The organism is Thalassospira sp. TSL5-1 (assembly GCF_001907695.1).
Classification (GTDB): Bacteria; Pseudomonadota; Alphaproteobacteria; order Rhodospirillales; family Thalassospiraceae; genus Thalassospira.
The window spans coordinates 827143-845890 of the sequence record NZ_KV880638.1 but is presented as its reverse complement, the minus strand read 5'-3'; the positions used below and the strand labels follow the sequence as shown (position 1 = coordinate 845890).

The 18748-nt window shown below is 50.2% G+C and carries 19 protein-coding genes; 1 reads left to right on the top strand and 18 read right to left on the bottom strand.

Annotation, left to right across the window (positions count from 1 at the left end):
• Positions 1-584 precede the first annotated feature (584 nt).
• The 18 genes from LF95_RS13380 to coxB form a co-directional block, all read right to left on the bottom strand.
• Positions 585-866 (bottom strand): hypothetical protein, encoded by a 282-nt coding sequence (locus tag LF95_RS13380; RefSeq protein WP_073955555.1) that lies wholly within the window; start codon positions 864-866, stop codon positions 585-587.
• Positions 867-1343: 477 nt separating this feature from the next.
• Positions 1344-1760: a hypothetical protein gene (locus LF95_RS13375; protein WP_073955554.1), complete on the bottom strand. Its 417-nt coding sequence runs from the start codon at positions 1758-1760 to the stop codon at positions 1344-1346.
• Between the two features lie 478 nt (positions 1761-2238).
• The gene (locus tag LF95_RS13370; protein ID WP_073955553.1) at positions 2239-2655 is read right to left on the bottom strand and encodes a patatin-like phospholipase domain-containing protein; all 417 of its coding nucleotides are present in this window, start codon (positions 2653-2655) and stop codon (positions 2239-2241) included.
• Entirely contained in the window at positions 2652-2849 is a 198-nt protein-coding gene (locus tag LF95_RS13365) for a hypothetical protein (protein ID WP_143182039.1), read from the bottom strand. The genes LF95_RS13370 and LF95_RS13365 overlap by 4 nt, the downstream gene beginning before the upstream one ends.
• A 476-nt stretch (positions 2850-3325) precedes the next feature.
• The gene (locus LF95_RS13360) at positions 3326-3739 is read right to left on the bottom strand and encodes a hypothetical protein (protein ID WP_073955551.1); all 414 of its coding nucleotides are present in this window, start codon (positions 3737-3739) and stop codon (positions 3326-3328) included.
• Positions 3736-5634, bottom strand: coding sequence for a hypothetical protein (locus tag LF95_RS13355; RefSeq protein ID WP_073955550.1), 1899 nt, complete (start codon positions 5632-5634; stop codon positions 3736-3738). The genes LF95_RS13360 and LF95_RS13355 overlap by 4 nt, the downstream gene beginning before the upstream one ends.
• Positions 5603-6976, bottom strand: a complete 1374-nt coding sequence (locus LF95_RS13350; RefSeq protein ID WP_073955549.1) for a DUF4123 domain-containing protein — start codon at positions 6974-6976, stop codon at positions 5603-5605. The genes LF95_RS13355 and LF95_RS13350 overlap by 32 nt, the downstream gene beginning before the upstream one ends.
• A gap of 364 nt (positions 6977-7340) precedes the next feature.
• Positions 7341-7970 (bottom strand): hypothetical protein, encoded by a 630-nt coding sequence (locus LF95_RS13345; protein WP_073955548.1) that lies wholly within the window; start codon positions 7968-7970, stop codon positions 7341-7343.
• Positions 7971-8182: 212 nt separating this feature from the next.
• Positions 8183-8587: a cyclic nucleotide-binding domain-containing protein gene (locus LF95_RS13340; RefSeq protein WP_073955547.1), complete on the bottom strand. Its 405-nt coding sequence runs from the start codon at positions 8585-8587 to the stop codon at positions 8183-8185.
• 111 nt (positions 8588-8698) lie between these two features.
• A complete protein-coding gene (locus tag LF95_RS13335) occupies positions 8699-10186 on the bottom strand; it encodes a carboxypeptidase M32 (protein WP_073956272.1) in 1488 nt (495 codons plus the stop codon).
• Positions 10187-10335: 149 nt separating this feature from the next.
• Positions 10336-11058, bottom strand: a complete 723-nt coding sequence (locus LF95_RS13330) for an SURF1 family protein (protein WP_073955546.1) — start codon at positions 11056-11058, stop codon at positions 10336-10338.
• An 11-nt stretch (positions 11059-11069) separates the two neighbouring features.
• Positions 11070-11438 (bottom strand): DUF983 domain-containing protein, encoded by a 369-nt coding sequence (locus LF95_RS13325; RefSeq protein ID WP_073955545.1) that lies wholly within the window; start codon positions 11436-11438, stop codon positions 11070-11072.
• A gap of 58 nt (positions 11439-11496) precedes the next feature.
• The gene (locus LF95_RS13320) at positions 11497-12297 is read right to left on the bottom strand and encodes a cytochrome c oxidase subunit 3 (RefSeq protein ID WP_073955544.1); all 801 of its coding nucleotides are present in this window, start codon (positions 12295-12297) and stop codon (positions 11497-11499) included.
• A gap of 69 nt (positions 12298-12366) precedes the next feature.
• A complete protein-coding gene (locus LF95_RS13315; RefSeq protein WP_168173704.1) occupies positions 12367-13011 on the bottom strand; it encodes a cytochrome c oxidase assembly protein in 645 nt (214 codons plus the stop codon).
• Between the two features lie 82 nt (positions 13012-13093).
• The gene (locus tag LF95_RS22975) at positions 13094-13237 is read right to left on the bottom strand and encodes a hypothetical protein (protein ID WP_168173688.1); all 144 of its coding nucleotides are present in this window, start codon (positions 13235-13237) and stop codon (positions 13094-13096) included.
• Positions 13234-14160: a heme o synthase gene (locus tag LF95_RS13310; RefSeq protein ID WP_073955543.1), complete on the bottom strand. Its 927-nt coding sequence runs from the start codon at positions 14158-14160 to the stop codon at positions 13234-13236. Before LF95_RS13310 ends, LF95_RS22975 begins: the two co-directional genes overlap by 4 nt.
• Positions 14161-14238: 78 nt before the next feature.
• The gene (gene ctaD, locus LF95_RS13305; RefSeq protein ID WP_073955542.1) at positions 14239-15828 is read right to left on the bottom strand and encodes a cytochrome c oxidase subunit I; all 1590 of its coding nucleotides are present in this window, start codon (positions 15826-15828) and stop codon (positions 14239-14241) included.
• An 11-nt stretch (positions 15829-15839) separates the two neighbouring features.
• Positions 15840-16691, bottom strand: coding sequence for a cytochrome c oxidase subunit II (gene coxB / locus LF95_RS13300; protein WP_073955541.1), 852 nt, complete (start codon positions 16689-16691; stop codon positions 15840-15842).
• A gap of 1145 nt (positions 16692-17836) precedes the next feature.
• Between coxB and LF95_RS13295 the strand changes: the two genes are divergently transcribed.
• Positions 17837-18652, top strand: a complete 816-nt coding sequence (locus LF95_RS13295; RefSeq protein WP_073955540.1) for a hypothetical protein — start codon at positions 17837-17839, stop codon at positions 18650-18652.
• Positions 18653-18748 lie beyond the last annotated feature (96 nt).

Genomic DNA, 18748 nt, shown 5'->3' with positions numbered 1-18748 from the left:
TCCCGGACTGTACCCATTTCTGAAATCTTTGTGCATGAGTTAATTCACAAGAAATTTCAGTCTTTGAAGTGAGCACCCGCAAAAGCAGTCTTGTCAGGTTTTCTCAATGGGGGAGCCAACAGTGCATCTCGAGCCCTGGAAATTGGAGACAATACGATCATGAGATGAAAAAGATGAGGAAGAGGAAGAGGCAAAATGCGCTAAAACGGAAGTTTTATACCCCCCGATAATCGCCATTCTGGCAGAGGCGAGGCCGGGGTGAGGCACCTCGGACACAAAATCCAGCATCGCTGTGCGTCCGGCACGACCAACCTGAATGGCGTCTCCGGCAAAGCCGATAACACCAGCCCAATAGAGTTAATCTAATTTTATATAATCATAAAGATTGATTTACTTTTTATTTTTTAAATTAAACTTTGCGTTGAGTTTAACCGACGTGCGAACATACATTCACCTATATCTCAATGGAGGATCCGCTTTGAAGGCACTTAGCCATGATTGCCATTCATCCAAATCATCTCCAAAATCTTCATTTGCGATTCTCTCAAGGCGTTTTATTATTTCTTCTCTTGTGTATGACTTCGTCACCAGTGTTTTTTTTCGAAATAATTCCCAGGCTTTATCCACGATAAATTGTATTTCCCGTTCAAATCGGGAGTGTCGTTCACAAGAGCCGAAACCAATGCATCCGCCTCATACAAACAAACATTAATGCGATATAATATTGTTTCAGCATAAGTTTCTTCTAAAACGTCATCTGGAATTTTTAAGAACTCCTCATCGGAAAGACCGGCAGTAAGTTCATCAAATTGTTTTTTGGTCTTCTTACGTATCCGGTCTTCATAATATGAAGCGTTCTTTTTCATTGTCCCGACCTCCTTTTGTAAATACTTATATACTCGTTGGAATCTTCCAGGGCTTCGTCAAAAATCTCCTTCAACCTGCGCGCCTCATCCATATTCCCATATTGCAATTCTTGGGTAATTCGAGGCTTAACAATCTTTCGTTTTCATTTTTGCGCGGTTTTTCTACAATAAATTCCTCCTGATCACAGCCTAAGCAAAATTGAAGCTTATACGACCAGAAGGAAGGGTGTCATAATGCGCTACAAACTGGTGAAAACGGAAGTTTTACAATCTAGAAATCCCCACGCTACCAGAGGTGAGGCTAGATGAAGCACCCAGGACACAAAATCCAGCTTTACGGGGCGTCTGGCACGGCCACTAACACCTGTCCAATAGACCGCATAACATCTTATATATTTTTATAATTTTTCCTAAATCAATTACTAATAATCTAAAATTCCAATTTTAAACATTTTAGAAAGGCAGCAAAATCGGCATTTATCTTGTTTCCATTGGAGGATCCGCCTTGAAGGCACTTATCCAGGATTGCCATTCGCCCAGATCATCTCCAAAATCTTCATTCGCGATTCTCTCAAGACGCTTTATTATTTCTTCTCTTGTATAAAATTCCGTTACTAGCATTCTTTTTCTAAGATGAGGCACAGGTCTGATAACCGACACAATATATTTGCCGCTCGAATCAGGAGTATCATTCACAAGAGCTGAAATCATTGCATCTGCCTCATCCAAACAAACGCTAATGCGGTGAAATGTTGTTTCAGGGTAAGTTTCCTCTAAAACTTCATATGGAACCTTTGACAACCCCGGAAAGGAAGGTGATGAAATAAGTTCATCAAATTGTTTTTTGGTCTTCTTACGTATCCGATCCTCATAATATGAAGCGTCCTTTTTCATTGTCCCGACCTCCTTTTGTAAATACTTATATACTCGTTGGAATCTTCCAAGGCTTCGTCAAAAAGCTCCTTCAACCTGCGCGCCTCATCCATATTCCCATACTGCAGCTCTTGGGCAATCCGCGGTTCGACAATCTTTCGCGTTCAGTTCTATGCTGTTTTTTCTATAATAAATTCCTCCTGATCACAGCCCAAAAAAAAATTGAAGCTTATACGACCAGAAGGAAGGGTTTCATAATACACTACAAACTGATGAAAACGGAAGTTTTATAATTCAGCAATCCCCACGCTACCAGAGTTGAGGCTGAATGAGGCACCCAGAACACAAAATCCCGCTTTACGGCGCGTCTGGCATGGCCAATAACACCTGCCCCAATAGACCGTAGCCTGTTTTATATTTTGTCAGAAATTTATCTGAATTAATTACTGCTGATTTAAAATTAAATTTTAAAATAATTTACAAAAAAGTAAATTTCTATCTATCTTGTTCCCATCGGAGGACTCGCTTTGAAGGCACTTATCCAGGATTGCCATTCGTCCAGATCATCTCCAAAATCTTCATTTGCGATTCTCTCGAGACGCTTTATTATTTCTTCTCTTGTATAAAACTCCGTTACTAACATTCTTTTTCTAAGATGAGGTACAGGTCTGGTAACCGACACACTGTATTTCCCGTTCAAATCAGCAGTATCATTGACAAGAGCTGAAATCATTGCATCTGCCTCATCCAAACAAACTCGAATGCGATGCAATGTTGTTTCAGCATAAGTTTCCTCTAAAACGTCATCCGGGATTTTTAGGAACTCCTCATCGGAAAGACCGGCAGTAAGTTCATCGAATTGCTTTTTTGTCTTCTTACGTATCCTGTTTTCATAATACGATGCGTCTTTTTTCATTTCCCCAATCTCCGTTTATAATGATTTATATACTCACCAGAATCTTCCAGGGCTTCATCAAGAAGCTCCTTCAACCTGTCCACCTCATCTATATTCCCATATTGCAATTCTTGGGCAATTCGAGGTTCGACAATCTTTCGTGTCCATTTTTGCGCCGTTGTTTCTACAAAAAGCTCTTCCTCATCATAGCTCAAGCTTGGACGTCTCATCATTTTCCAATAGTCATTGGCACTTCTTCCGGACAGCACCCATTGCTAAAATTTTTGTGCATGAGTTAATTCGTGAAAAATTTTAGTCTTTGAGGTAAGCACCCGCAAGCGCAGTCTTTTTAAAACTTCCCAATGAGGGAGGCTGACAGCACGCCGCGAGCCTTGGAAACTCAAGACAATACAACCAGAAGCGGAAGAGGCACAATGCAGAAAACTGATGAAAACGGGGGTTTTATAACCCGAAAATCGCCACTCCGGCAGAAGCAAGGCTGGAGCGATATAACCCGGATACAAAATCCAGCGTTACGACGTGTTCGGCACGGCCAACCTGCATGGCATCTCCATGCAGAAACAGTAACACAGGAACAATCAAACCCAAATTATTACATACATCCAAAAAATTATTTAAATCTTTTTAATTCAATTTTTTATTTGAAGAAAAATTGAAAATATCGTGCCATTTACTTTCTATCAGACAACAATTCTTTGAAGGCATTTATCCAGGATTTCCATTCATCGATGTCATTACCAAAATCCTCATTAGATATCCATTCGAGACGTTTTATTATTTCCTCCCTTGAGCGTGAATCAGTCACCAACGCTCTTTCTCTAAAATAAGACTTGGGTCTTATCCATGAAAAATTATATTTTCCGTTCAAATCAGGAGTGTCATTGACAAGAGCTGAAATCATTGCATCCGCCTCGCGTAAAAAAACTCTAATTCGATTCAACGTTGTTTCAGGATAAGTTTCCTCTAAAACTTCATCCGGGATTTTTAAGAACTCCTCATCGGAAAGGCCAACAGTAAGTTCGTCGAATTGTTTTTTTTTCTTCTTACGTATCCGATCCTCATAATATGACGCGTCTTTTTTCATTGCCCCAATCTCCGTTTATAATGTTTTATATACTCGCCAGAGTCTTCCAGGGCTTCGTCAAGAAGCTCCTTCAACCTGTGCGCCTCCTCCATATTCCCATACTGCAGCTCTTGGGCAATTCGAGGTTCGACAATCTTTCGTGTCCATTTTTGCGCCGTTGTTTCCACAATAAACTCTTCCTTATCATAGCCCAAGCTATGAGGTTTCACCCTTTTCCAATAATCATCGGCATGTCTCCCGGACTGCACCCATTTCTGAAGTCTTTGTGCGTGAGTTAATTCGTGAAAAATTTCATTCATCGCTATAAATTCGTTGTAGTCTCCAATTGCTGCACGACGAAGATAACGCGCCATGCCAATATCGCCGGAAACTCTAAGATTAAGCCTCGCGTTGAATGCGCTCAATTGTCCAGCACTGCCAAGAGTAATTTCCGAGATAATTTCGTCCGTCATTCTCCGGCTCATCCCCATATGGGCGGCAACCTGATAGACAAGATTTTGCGCATCCTCCAGAGAGGACACCCCACCACGCAGAGCGATGAGACCGGCTTCCCCCGCGCCCAGCTTAGCGGCCCGTTCCTGAATGAAGGACCGGTTTGAGGTGAACAAACGCAAGCGCAGTCTTGTCAGGCTTTCCCAATGGGGCGCAACAGCGTGGCCCAGGCCCTGAAAATTGAAGACAATTCGACCAGAGGGCAGGGAAGCGTAATGCGCAACAAACTGGCCAAAGCGGGCGTTTTTGACCCCGACAATCGCCATTTTGGCAGAGGCAAGGCCGGGGTAAGGTACCTCGGACACAAAATCCAGCGTCGCTGTGCGTCCCGCACGGCCAACCTGAATGGCGTCGCCAGCAAAGCCGATAACACCGGCCCCACCAAGAGTGAGGCCCAGCATTGTGAAGGCCCAGTAGCGATTGAAAGCGGCGACATCGTCATCTTCGAGAACACCAAACGCGTTCATCATGGCAAATGCGCCATCACCGAGCCACCCCGAGCCATGCGAGACTTCGTCCGGGGTGCGCCACATGTCGATGCCCTGGGTGATGGCCTCAAATCCCGCAAGGGTCATGGTACCACCCGCCACAATTCCAACCGCACTTGTACCGCCGGTTACGGCAGTCCCAACCGTTGATCCGGCGACAAGGACAACACCGCCAACAATATCGGCGGCACCGAAAACAACATTCAGGCCACCCCAAACCACCCTTGAGCGCCAATTATCTTTGAATTCTTCGTCAGCTGAGGCTCCGGGTATTCCCGAACGCACCATCCAGTCGCCCATGACGGCATTGAGCCAGTCTGCACCTTCCTCACTGGTTGGAAAATAATTCAGAAGACTTTCGTCATCTCCGAAATAAGTGGTTTCATCGATATTCCTGTCTATTCTGGACAGGATGATGATTTTGTTATTTTCAATCCGCCAATGTTTTAACTGTGATATTTTCTCATATAGACGTGACCTCTCCTCTCTTTGCCGTGCCGAATACATCGGTGTATTTGCCCCCCAATCCGCGGGGCGCATTTCCCTAAGTTTTCGCCGCAAAGCGTCAACTTCCCTGTCGGGAAACTCGTGCCATTCAACCTGATAGCCTTCCTTTTCGATCAGGGCGCAAAGAAGTTGCGCCCGTTCGGGGTATTTACGCGCAAAGCAGTCCATAACCCCATCCAGGGTCATTGGGGCCCCATCATATATCAAGGGGAAAAGCTCATCCGTGAGCGGATAACGATCAATGTTCGCCAGGCCCAAATCACATTGAATATCTGCATCACTTCCGACAAAATCGGCATCAAGTGCAGTGTTGCCAATTTGCTGGGGCACAAAAACCCCTTCGCCCGGGCAGCTTCCGCCCGCCGTGCAGTCATCGTCAGGCAGATAAAGCTCTGTTTCTTCTTCCACGATAATTCCTTACTTTACTGCCATGAAGACGCTTGATTTCGCGTGCCATCATCACAAAACGGTCTGAAACGGGCGAACGCAAATCTTCTGATATTTCTTTGATTTCCGGTGTTTCAAAATCACCATCAAGAGCGGCTGACCAATACACAAGACTTCCGATATGATAGCTGCTTTTAAATCCCAGTTTATAGTATCGACCAGCTATGGTGAGAGCCTGTTCCATTTTGGCAGCATATTCTTTACCTGATTTTGGTTTTCCTTCCAGTTCAAGATAGTTTTCCAGAAATTTCCTTACGCTTGCTTTCAAAGCCAAAAATTCAAGTACGTTCACATCTGCGATACTGGCATCCGCATTCTTAATATCCGGAGTTTTATTTACGAGAATTTTTGATGAACCGTGAGGCGACAAAACATAAAAACTGCTCACCATCATTGCGCCACCTTTTATAAAAAGATTATACGCTTTTGACGGGTCATCCTTTTCGGTCAAAGTCAGATAATCTATAAGATTGCGGCCTTCCCAAAACCTCCAAAGAAACCAGTTTCCTTTCGCTCCCTGAATACGTGTGAATTTTCTAAAGTGCCTCCAAAGCACATCAAAATCCAATCGTGAACGAATATAGATACCCGGCTCTTTATGCCATAGATGTACCGTTGTCATGAGTTCGGACATATCGGGGATGTGGGTGAACAAACGGCGCGTGAAAGGCTTATTCTGCTCAAGCTCGAAAAGATATGGCGCAGCATCTTTCAGTTCTTCCGCTGCGTCTCCTTTGAACAGACAGCGAAATGGCATGTCGCACTCTTCAAACTCGCTCAACCCAAACTGGAACTTGGCGGCATCCAGGATGGCGTAGGTCTTCATTGGCGGAACAGCCTCCGCGCTGCCGTAGTGCGTGATTTCGAATTCGGTGGGTTCCGGTTGCCCGAAAAGTGGTTCCAACAGAACGTCAGGTACGAACTTGACTGGCCAGACACCCCGCTGACCGTCCAATGGCTCTATGTCTTCGATCTCCTCGACAACCAGAAAGCTTTCCGACCTGACAGAGCTGTTGACCGCTATATCCCGTATCGGACCGAGTTCGACCGTGTGTCCGGGATGCACAGCCTTTGCCAAAGTACCGATCTGACGGTATTGCGCACTATTGCGAGAAAGGTATTGCGAAGCAGGAAGGACTTCTTCGAGCCAAAAAATTGAATAGCCAAGACGTTCAATATGGGCCAACAGAGTTGCATGGAAGCTGGTGTAATCGCATGCCCAAACAGCCACCTGACAGCGATATTCCGCATCATCAGTTTGCCGCAAATGGCAATCACCAATCCATGCTTCAAAACTGCTCATACCAAAATACCCGGTAAACCCTTGTCTTCCCTTAAAGCTCGCCTAAAAAGAAGTTGAACAATATCAATCAATACTGATCCTCCTTCGGTATCCCGGCAAATGGAAGATCAGATGTCGTGAGCAGATAACAACCTTGGCGAGCATATCCCGATAGATTTGAGATATACAAGCGATTTGCGGACGGAGAATAAATTTTCTGCGCAAGCATCCGTATAGTCCAAGACGCATCGCAAGATGTTGCTCACATTCATAAACGCTTGAAGCTGCCCCTTCCAAATAGGGCAACCCGGTCAACGAAAGGCCAATCCCCAAGCATATATCACTTAAAAACGCGCCCCCAAAAAAGCAGAGCAAACAATAAACACTACGCTGGATCGGGAGAGAACACGCTGTTCACACGCTCCATGGCTTGACCGGGGTGCAAGAAGAGCTCAAGAGCCTGAATTGCTTTTGGCTCCGCTCGTTCAGAGATTTCCCATGTCAGAATAAGTCGTTCAATAGGAACTTCATATCCTCCTTCAGAAAGATCAGGCGCGACTTCCCAATATATTCCTTTCTCAACCCAAATCATCGCAGGTTTTATCAAAGAATTTTCCTGTGCCTCCAGAACCGCTTCTTCATAAGTTATGCCATTGCGTGCAGTTTCATCGAGGACGAAATCGGGGCCAAACACCTTTTTCTGCTCAGCATACTCTTCTTCGGAAATAGGTTGATTTTCCTTCATGAGCATATTGGCGTCCCCAAGAACGCTGTAAGTTTGCAGGTTTATTTCTTTTTTTAACTTGAGAGAAATAATATCAACGACCTTTCCAAGATACATATCTTCTTCAAGCTCGATCGGACGCACTCTTGGTTTCCAATCACTTTCCACAAAACCTGACACAGATCGCAAAACGCGAAGCCAATATTGCGTCGCCGATATGTGCTGATTTACGCTTTCAAAGTATCTTTCAAACGGAAAATCAGGAACTGACGTGAATTCGTCAAGTATCATTATACATCTCCAGATGCACGCCCGGCATATATCTCCGAATCAACACGAGGCGCATTTTTCCGGCAACAAGACCGGGCGTGAATTTCCCTTCGGAATTTTCCAAACCCTTTCTCATAACCTGCGCAAAACCATTCGGGAAAGTGCTGTTTTCAGCTCTGACAGAGCTGAAAACACTTAGCCTGGCGGACCGGCCCCTACCATTATGACGGCAATCAATCCTCGAACGGAATGCCGTGTTTGCGCAACAGGGCTTCCATTTTGACGGAGCGACGGGTGATCTGGCGGTAGTTTGACAGCAAAATGCGCAAAATGGCGCGAATGAAGCGGTCGGAGGCGTTGAGTTTATGTTCAAACTGACGGCGGGAAATCGCAATCACCACAGTGCGGTCGCGGGCCCGGGCGGAGGCCATGCGCGGGGCGTCATCGATCAGGGACAATTCACCAAACAGGCCACCTGCCTCGATATGGCCCAGCACAACGTCTTCGCCGCCAGAGGTGGTTTTATAAATCTCGACAGACCCTTCCTGCACCACATAAGCCGCACCACCGGGCTTGCCCTCGCGGAAAATAATTTGTCCCGCCGCGAAAACCTGACGGTCCATTACCTTAGCTGACATCTGCGTTTCTGGTCCTGTTCGATGTATAAACGAGCCGCTGCGGCCACGGATTTCAGTAAATTGCCAAATATTATTACCCAACCGATGGCAGAAAAAACCGCTTTTCCCGTCTTATTCCCCGTAACGGGTTTGCAAATGGGTGATAAAGGCCGTGGTTTGCAAGGGCGCGCCGGTTGCACCTTGCAAAATTTCATCCGTCGTCGCACTGGAACCCCTGCCATGCACATTGGCCCGCAGCCAGGCCATCAGGGGGGCAAAATCCCCGCGTGACAGATTTTCCATCAACCCCGGCACCTGATCCCGCGCACTTGCAAACAATTGTGCCGCTGCCATGGCCCCCATCGTGTAGGTCGGGAAGTATCCCCACGCCCCGGACGGCCAGTGAATATCCTGCAAACAGCCATCGGCATCATTGGGCGGGGTGATCCCCAAAAGCGATTGCATCATGTCGTTCCAGGCGGCTGGCAAATCGGCCAGTTTCATATTGCCTTCGATCAGCGCCCGTTCAAGACGATAACGCAAAATCACATGTGACGGATATGTAACCTCGTCGGCATCCACACGAATGAGGCCCGGTTCAACCCGGGTATAAAGCCGATAAAGGTTTTCCGCCTCCCATGCCGGCCCATTGCCGTTAAAGGCCTTTTTGAACACGGGTGCGGCATAGGTCAGAAATTCCTGCGACCGGCTGGCCTGCATTTCAATCAGCAGAGACTGGCTTTCATGCAGGCTCATGCCGCGTGCCTTGCCGACCGGCTGCAAACGCCAGTCCGCGGGCAGGCCCAGCTCATACATGGCGTGCCCGGTTTCATGCAACACGCCCATAATGGCACTGGTAAAATCGGCCTCGTCATAGCGCGTGGTCAGGCGAACATCATCGGCCGTCCCGCCACAAAACGGGTGGTGTGAAATATCAAGACGGCCGTGGTCAAAATCAAATCCCACGGCCTTCATCAGCTTAAGGCCAATCGCCTTTTGCGTTTCAACCGGAAACGGCCCGTCGGGCAGCAAAGCCGGAGCTTCAGCCTTCTGCCGTTCAATCACACTGGCGGTAAAGTCCGGCAGGAAGGCTTCCAGATCGGCAAACAGCGTGTCGATCTTGGCACAGCTCATGGAGGGATCATACTGGTCCAGCAGCGCATCATAGACCGAACAGCCCAGCGCCTCGGCCTTTGCCGTCCCCGCCTCGATCGACAGGTCCAGCACGGTTTGCAATTTGGGCAACAGACCGGCGAAATCGTTTTCGGCCCGTGCCGTCCGCCAGGCCACCTCGCAGGCGGTTGAGGCCCGTGACATCGCCTCGACCAGATCGCCGGGCACGGCATTGCCATGCACCCATTCGCGTTTCATTTCATTGAGGTTGGCGCGCTGCCAGTCCGACAGGTTTTCCGTTTCGGCCTCGGCCAGAAGGTCCTTTAATGCCGCATCCTTGATCAGTTCATTGGACATGACATCCAGGGTGGCAAGCTGTTCGGAGCGGGAAGGTGCGGCCCCATCGGGCATCATCGTCGCCATATCCCAATGCAACATCCCGCCAATATCCGCCAGAACGTTCATACGGCGAAAACGGCTTTCAAGCGCAAGATAGGCTTTGGTCATGGTGACGGCTCCAATCGGTTGGCGGAAAACAGGGCAGGCAGACAGGGCCCGACCAGACAAAGGCCATTTGCGCATGTTAACTGCGCAAATGGCCGTTGCGATTCACAATCAGATTGAAAAATAGTCTGCCAGCGGGGCGCGCCGCAAGCTCATTTCGTCGAAGAATGGGGCGGACGGCGATGATAAACGACAAAAATAACAACCAGCGCAACCGCAAGGCAAAACCAGGTAATGGCATATTGCAAATGGTTGTTGGGCAGCATCACGCGGGCCTGCCCGCCAATCGGCAACCCACCCGGGTTAGGCGTGGCATCGGCTTCCAGATAATAGGGGCTGGCAAGGTCGCCCCCGGCCTCCTCGGCCATATGCGGGGGATCAACATAAAACCACTGGTTTTTAACCGGGTCATTTTCGGGTTGGGCCCAGTGGCGCGGGCGCGCAATCTGGATAACGCCCGTAACTTCGACCTTGCCTTTTATCTGCCCTTCGGGGCGGGTGGCGGGGTCGCGTTTGTCATCGGGCACCCAGCCACGATTGACCAGAATGATACGGCCATCGGCCTGTTCTAGCGGGGTGATCACCTGATAACCCACACTACCCTGCATGGTGCGCGCCATCAGATACATTTCCTGATCATGCAGGAAACGGCCATGCGCAATGGCAGCGCGAAAGGCCATATCAGGGTTGATTTTATCAACATCAACCGGAAATTCGATGGGCGACAGGGCCGAGCGGGCCTCGCGTTCCGCAATCAGGTTTTCTTTCCAGAACAGCCGTTCGATCTGCCAGACGCACAGCGCCATCAAGACAAGAAAAGCCAAGCCAGCCGTAATTGAAATTGCGACCGTGGGCCGCGATTTTAAAAGCGCCATAACGAACGGGCCTAATCCTGTTGCGTGGTTGACCGGTGACGGTATTGCAGCGCAACCATCACCCCTTTGAGGGGCCGCAACAGCACAAGGGTCAAACCGATAACGGTTGGAAACCACAGCAGCACATGCAGCCACAAAGGCGGTTGGTACGTCAATTCCACCCATAAGGCAAGGGGCACCACCAGAAACCCCAGGATGAAAATGATGAAAACCGCCGGGCCATCCCCGGCATCGTGGTTGCGCATGTCCAGCCCGCACACTTCGCAGGCTTCGCGCACCGTCAAATAACCCGAAAACAATTTTCCCCCACCGCAGCGCGGGCACTTGCAGGCAAGGCCGGTGCGAATGGGGGAAAGAGGTGGATAATAATCCAGCGTCATAGGGTGCGTTTACCAATCAGGCCAAACAGCCATTTTGGAGCCTTGGGGCGGGGCAACGTTATTGGCCGCCCCAGATGTAAACCGAGAAAAACAGGAACAGCCACACCACGTCGACGAAATGCCAATACCAGGCCGCCGCCTCAAGGCCAAAATGATGATCCGGTTTAAAATCCCCGCGGTTGGCACGGTAAAGGCAAACCGCCAAAAACACCGTCCCGACAAACACGTGGAAGCCGTGAAAACCCGTCGCCATATAGAAGGTGGAGGGATAAATCCCGTCATCAAAGGCAAAGGCCGCATGATGATATTCATAGGCCTGACAGGCCAGAAAGGCGATGCCCAGCAACACGGTCAGGGTCAGCCCCTTGACCATATTGTTTTTATCCCCCTCAAGGCAGGCATGGTGCGCCCAGGTCAGGGTACACCCCGACAGCAGCAAAACCAGCGTATTGAGGAAGGGCAGATCCCACGGATCAAGCACTTCGATCCCGGCGGGCGGCCACTGGGTAATGGCAGGGTTGAATTCCAGAAGCGCGCTTTGGAAAAAAGCCCAGAAGAACGCCACAAAGAACATCACCTCGGAGGCAATAAACAGCGACATGCCATAGCGCAGGCCGATCTGAACCACCTGGTTATGATAGATGCGCGATTCCCGCACCACATCGCCCCACCAGCGGAACATCACAAACAAAATACCGGCAATGCCAATGGCTGCCAGCCAGAAGTCGGTCAGCACCCGGTCAGAATGCATGAAATACACCATGCCTCCGGTAAACAGGCCCGCCGACAGCGATGCAACCAGCGGCCACGGGCTCGGGTCTACCAGATGGAACGGATGTTTCTGAGCATGATCACTCATTCCTCGCCCCCTCAATCCTTGAATAAATTAATTGTCAAACCACTCTCGCGCGGATGCCGCCCCACCGGATCAGCCTCCACCTGTCTTGGACCTGGCTTCTGCGTCCCTTTGCGCCGTAACGGCATAAAAGGCAAAAGACAGCTTTATTTCCGTCAATCCACGTAATGCCGGATCTTCGGTAATCGCCGGATCAACAAAAAAGCTGATCGGCATATCCACATTCTGCCCCGGTTCCAGGCGCTGCGCATCGAAACAGAAACATGCCAGCTTGCTAACATATCGCCCTGCCGCGACCGGGGTGACGCTATAGGCCGCTTCGCCGGTCACAACCCTGTCCGACCGATTATGCGCGGCATAAAATGCCAACCGGTTTTCCCCCAGCGGCACCATCATCGCGGCCTGCTCCGGGGCAAAATCCCAATCCATTGACGGGTCTGACGTGCCATCAAAGGATACTTTTATCTTCCCTGCACCAATGGCTGCATCATCGCGCGCCGTGGCCTTTTCATTCGTTTTATCACGGGCCAGGATCACCCGGCCCATTGCCGCCCCATCCACAACCGGACCGGCCGCAAGCAGGGCATTTGCCCCAATATTGTTTCTGTCCGCCCCGGCCATTGCCCCTTGTGCATCAAGCAGGACCGGATTGGCCCCGGAACCGCCATCAAACAGCCCCGGAACCAGTGCAAATTTATATCCGGCAAATCCGCCCATCAGGATCGCAGCGCAACAAAAGATCCATATCCAGACCTTTCCGCGATTTTCCTGATTTCTGCGTTTTCGCCGCCCCATGTTTTCAACCACTCATTTTCAAAATGGTGATCACAAAAAACAGAACCGCAAGTCCCGTCAGGATCGCCAGAAGAACCCAGTTTTTACGCTTGCGATTGGCATAAAACGCGGCAAGTTCCTCTTTGCTCATTTTGGGCTGTTCGGTCATGTAATAAAGCCCTCAAGCCAGATATCGGCCACCATCGCGCCAAACAGCACAAACAGATACAGAATCGAATAACCAAACATCTTTTGCGGTGCCTTTTCCTCGGCGTTGCGCAAAACACGCCAGGCATGACGCAAAAACCACAGGCCCGTCATCGCGGCCGTTGCGGCATAAAACACGCCCAAAAGCCCGGTGAAATACGGCACCAGCGTGACCGGCAACAGCAGGATGGTGTAAAACAGCATCTGCTTTTTGGTCGCCACATCACCGGCCACCACCGGCATCATCGGCACCCCGACCTTGGCATAATCCCCGCAGCGAAACAGGGCCAGCGCCCAGAAATGCGGCGGTGTCCACATGAAGATGATCATGAAAAGCGCCATCGAGTTCAGATCAACGCCACCCGTTACCGCCGCCCAGCCGATCATGGGCGGAAAGGCACCCGCCGCCCCGCCAATCACAATGTTTTGCGGCGTGCGGCGTTTCAACCACATGGTATAGACAAAAACATAAAACCCGATTGAGACGGCCAACAGGGCCGCCGCCGCCAGATTAATCGCAACCGCCATCACGGTGACGGAGACAATCGACAATAAAATGCCCAGCGACAGGGCTTCATCGGCCGGCACGCGCCCCGCCGGGATCGGGCGGTTCATGGTGCGTTTCATATGCTGATCAATATCGCGGTCATACCACATATTGATCGAGGCCGCCGCACCACTGGCAACGGCAATGCAGGCAATGGCAACCAGGGCCAAAAACGGATGAATGTGGCCTGGCGCAATCAGCAGGCCAACGGCACCGGTAAATACGACAAGCGTCATCACGCCAGGCTTCAGCAGCGTGAAATAGTCACGCACGGTGGAAACCGGCATGGCAGGAACGGTGTCGATGGTCAGTGTCTGATCAAGTGCGGTCTTGCTCATGACAGGGGCGGTCTTCTTTCTGGCTTTGGTGGTTGTCTTTCGCCGGATTATCCCGGCGAAAGACAAAAGATCGCATGGTTACTTGATGCGCGGCAGTTCATCAAAAGTATGGAACGGCGGCGGCGAGCTGACAGTCCATTCCAGGGTGTCGGCATATTCGCCATACGGGTTTGCGGCCGCTTTCTTACCACGAATAAAGGCGTGTGCCACCACACCAAGGAAGAAAATCGTCGCCGCAAACGAGATATACGCACCATAGGATGAAACAAGGTTCCAACCTGCAAACGCATCAGGATAATCGGCATAGCGACGCGGCATGCCAGCCAGCCCGAGGAAGTGCTGCGGGAAGAAGGTCATGTTCACGCCGATGAAGAAAAACCAGAAATGGATCTTTCCGCCCAGGTCGGAAATTTCGTAACCGGTCATCTTGCCAAACCAGTAATAAAAACCGGCAAAGATCGAGAACACAGCGCCGAGCGACAGCACATAATGGAAATGCGCCACCACAAAATAGGTATCGTGCAGTGGCAAATCCATGCCCGAATTCGCCAGGATCACCCCGGTCACACCGCCAACGGTAAACAGGAAGATAAAACCGATTGCCCAGAGCATCGGGGCACGAAGCTCGATCGAACCGCCCCACATTGTCGCAATCCAGGAAAAGATTTTAACCCCGGTCGGAACGGCAATCACCATCGTTGCAGCGGTGAAATAGGCCCGGGTATCCACATCCAGGCCAACAGTATACATGTGGTGCGCCCACACGATAAAGCCGACCACACCAATGGCCACCATCGCATAAGCCATGCCCAGATAACCGAAAATCGGCTTGCGCGAAAAGGTGGAGATGATGTGGCTGATAATGCCAAAGCCCGGCAGAATCATGATGTAAACTTCGGGATGACCAAAGAACCAGAACAGGTGCTGATACAGGATCGGGTCCCCGCCCCCGGCCGGATCAAAAAAGGTCGTGCCAAAGTTACGGTCGGTCAACAGCATGGTGATGGCACCACCGAGAACCGGCACAGCGAGCAACAGCAGGAACGCCGTAACCAGCATCGACCAGGCAAAAAGCGGCATTTTATGCAGGGTCATGCCCGGCGCGCGCATGTTGCAAATTGTGGTGATGAAGTTAACCGCGCCCAAAATGGAACTGGCACCCGCAAGGTGAAGGGCAAAAATCGCCATATCGACCGACGCGCCCGGATGACCCAACACACTGGAAAGCGGCGGATAAACCGTCCAGCCCGTGCCGGCACCAGCCCCGATGGTTGCCGAGAGCATCAGCAACAGAAAGGCCGGAATCAGCAGCCAGAAGGAAATATTGTTCAGGCGCGGAAAGGCCATATCGGGTGCACCAATCATGATCGGCACAAACCAGTTGCCAAAACCGCCAATCATGGCGGGCATGACAACAAAGAACACCATGATCATGCCATGTGCGGTCACAAGCACGTTAAAAAACTGGTGATCTTCGATAATCTGTGTTCCGGGATGGGCAAGCTCCATGCGGAACCAAACCGAAAACGCCCCGCCAATCAAGCCGGCCACCAACGAGAAAATCAGATAGAGCGACCCGATATCCTTGTGGTTGGTGGACAGAAACCAGCGGCTGAAAAATCCCGGCGTATGATCGTGATCATGCGCATGTGTATCAGCGTGAGCCATTGAACTCTCCCTCACTCGGCCGAAGCAACCGAAACAGCCTTCGGCAGTGTTGCCGATGCAAACTGTTCCTGGGCCTGCTTGACCCAATCTGCATATTCTTCCTTGGTCACGGCCTTAACCGCAATCGGCATAAAGGCGTGATTGACACCGCAAAGCTCGGAACACTGACCATAAAACGTGGTCCCGGCATATTCGGCCGGAATGCGGGTCCAGGTTTCGTTTGTACGCCCCGGAACAGCATCAAGTTTAATGAAAAGCGACGGCATCGCCCAGCTATGAATAACATCTTCGGAGGTCATCAGCAGGCGAATATCGGTGTCGACCGGCAGAACAACGGGATTATCCACATCCAGCAGGCGTTTTTTGCCTTCGGCAACGGCGGTATCCTCGTCAAGCATCAGCGAATCAAAGGTGAAATCACCATTGTCGGGATATTCATAGGTCCAATACCACTGCTTACCGATGATTTTCAGCGTCATGTCGGCATCTTCAACATGGTCTGCATAATACAGCAAACGGAAAGACGGGATGGCAATGATCAGCAAAATCAGGACCGGCACCACCGTCCATGCCACTTCAAGCAGGGTATGGTGCGTGGTTTTGGACGGTTGCGGATTGCGTTTTCTGCTGAAGCGAAACAGCACATATAACAGCAATACCAAAACGACGACCACAATCGCGGTCATCAACCAAACCAGCAGGGTAAAGAATTTTTTCCCCTCAACCGCCACTGGCGAAGCTGCGTCCTGAAGACCCAACTGCCAGGGCTCGGGCTGGCCTACTGCGGCAACCGCAGACGAATCCAGTCCCGTCAGAACTGCCAATCCCAGCAACAAAATGGGAAACAGCATCTTGATCGACATGCGAATCTGCCCCCTCGCATTACAACTCAAGGCATTAGTGCCATTTTCGGCAAAGCCGAACAGCGTGACATCTTTGCAATCGGGAAGACCCGATCTCTCCCCGAAAATGACCCGCCATGACATTGGACCGCGGATCGGTCCCGGATATCAAAACGATAAACGAATTAGACAAGACTAATTCTATTATTCCGTCCTGCCAAGCATATCGGCATGCGTGGCAAATAGCTCATCTTTTCAACCGGTTCCACAAAAAACCTTGCTGCGTTGCACAAATAAAATTTGTGTTTCCTCATAGGGTTTTAGCCAACTTCACGATTTTTCCAAACTTAAGCCTATGGATCAAAAGGAATATTTTCAACCAGACAACCCAACCAGAACGACCGCACCGCAATGTCGCCCTGCAATAGATACAGGATATAAAACAATGTGCGCAGGGCGTTTAACGCAACACAACTTAAAAATTTTTCTGAAATTATTTAATTCACCCTTGAGGCGTTTTACCGTGTCGCAACCTGAAATTGGCATATTTTGGTATTACTTTGCCGGAATACGCACAAAATCCTCGCGAATCGTCCGGCATTTTTCCCGTCACATCGTTAAATCGGCATTCATCACATATCACAACGCACGCAGGCCCTTCCGGCAGGGCTTGTCCAGGTGCGATTTCATCTGCACATATCAGGCGGCAGAACGTGCGATAACCACCGCTATTCCGTCCTCCTTTCGCACGCAACAACCGCTTTGATGACAGTTGAATGTCTTTTTGCCGCGAAAACATCGCGTCGCATGTTTGAACGGTATAAATGTGATATAAGCACAGTAAGTTGTGAGGGGGAAAAGCCGCGTTCCCCGGCGAAACGACCCTGCCGGGTAAATCGGGGGCCGGTATAGGGTTTAATTGGGCGTTTCAAGACCCGATTGTAGGTATTTTTTGTAAAAATTACAGGTAGTGAGCTCTTTACTTGTCGCCAGCTTTCCCCATTATCAAAGCATGGCAGGCAGTAAAGCCCGGCTTGTGCCCCTGGAATGCACAGGGGAATGCGCAGGAAAATGCACTGGCGAAACCCTGTCCTGAAGCTTTCGCACCCCGCGCTTAGGTATAGTAAAGTATAGTTAAGACAGATTTCCGCTATTGAGGTTTGCCTATGGCTCGTCAAAATCAAAAGAAGCTGTTCACCGCCGAAATGCGGCTGTTAAACAAGCTGGAACATATGAGCGACATCGTATCGCTGCCCGAACCGGCAAATTATGGTGGCGGACAGGCACCGGGAGCCACGCCAGATCTGTCGTCGCTACATAACGCGATTGAAGATTTAAAACTGGAACTGCTCTCTGACATCAAGATCATGATCGAAGAGCAGAAAAAGCTCGTGCGTGAACCTGAAGAGCAGGATGATGCCCGCAACGAATTGCGGATGCTGAAAACCGAAATTCGCGCCCTTGCCAATTCGATCCAGGAAACAAAAAAAGAAATCGCCGCCCTTTACACGGCCCCCGACGATACCAGCGGGACACGCCTGAACATCGTCAAGGGCGAGCTTGATTCCATCGTGGAAGCCACCGAGGAAGCCACGGCAAACATCCTGGAAAATGTCGAAAATATTGATACTGTCGCCCACAATATCCGCTCCAGCGCAACAGACGATTACGTGCAGGGCCTGGCCGACGATATTGTCGAACTGGTGGTCAAGGTGTTTGAATCCTGTAACTTCCAGGATTTGACAGGACAGCGCATCACCAAAGTCGTCAATACCATGAAATATATCGAGGAACGCGTGAACCGCGTCATCGAGATTTGGGGCGAGGAAGATTTCGAGGATTTCGATCTGCCGCCTGACCCGAAGGGCCTCGACAATCTCGACAAAACCGTTACCCGTGCCCCGGCCAACCAGGAAAAGAACAACCAGACGGAAATCGACCAGATTTTCTCGCAGGACGAAATCGACGCCCTGTTCGACTAAGCGAAAATCCGACCGATCAAGGCAGCGTTCCCCTAGCCGGGCGCTGCCTTTTTAGTGTCTGCAAGCCCGCCACCCTGGGCTGAAAACGCAGAGTCT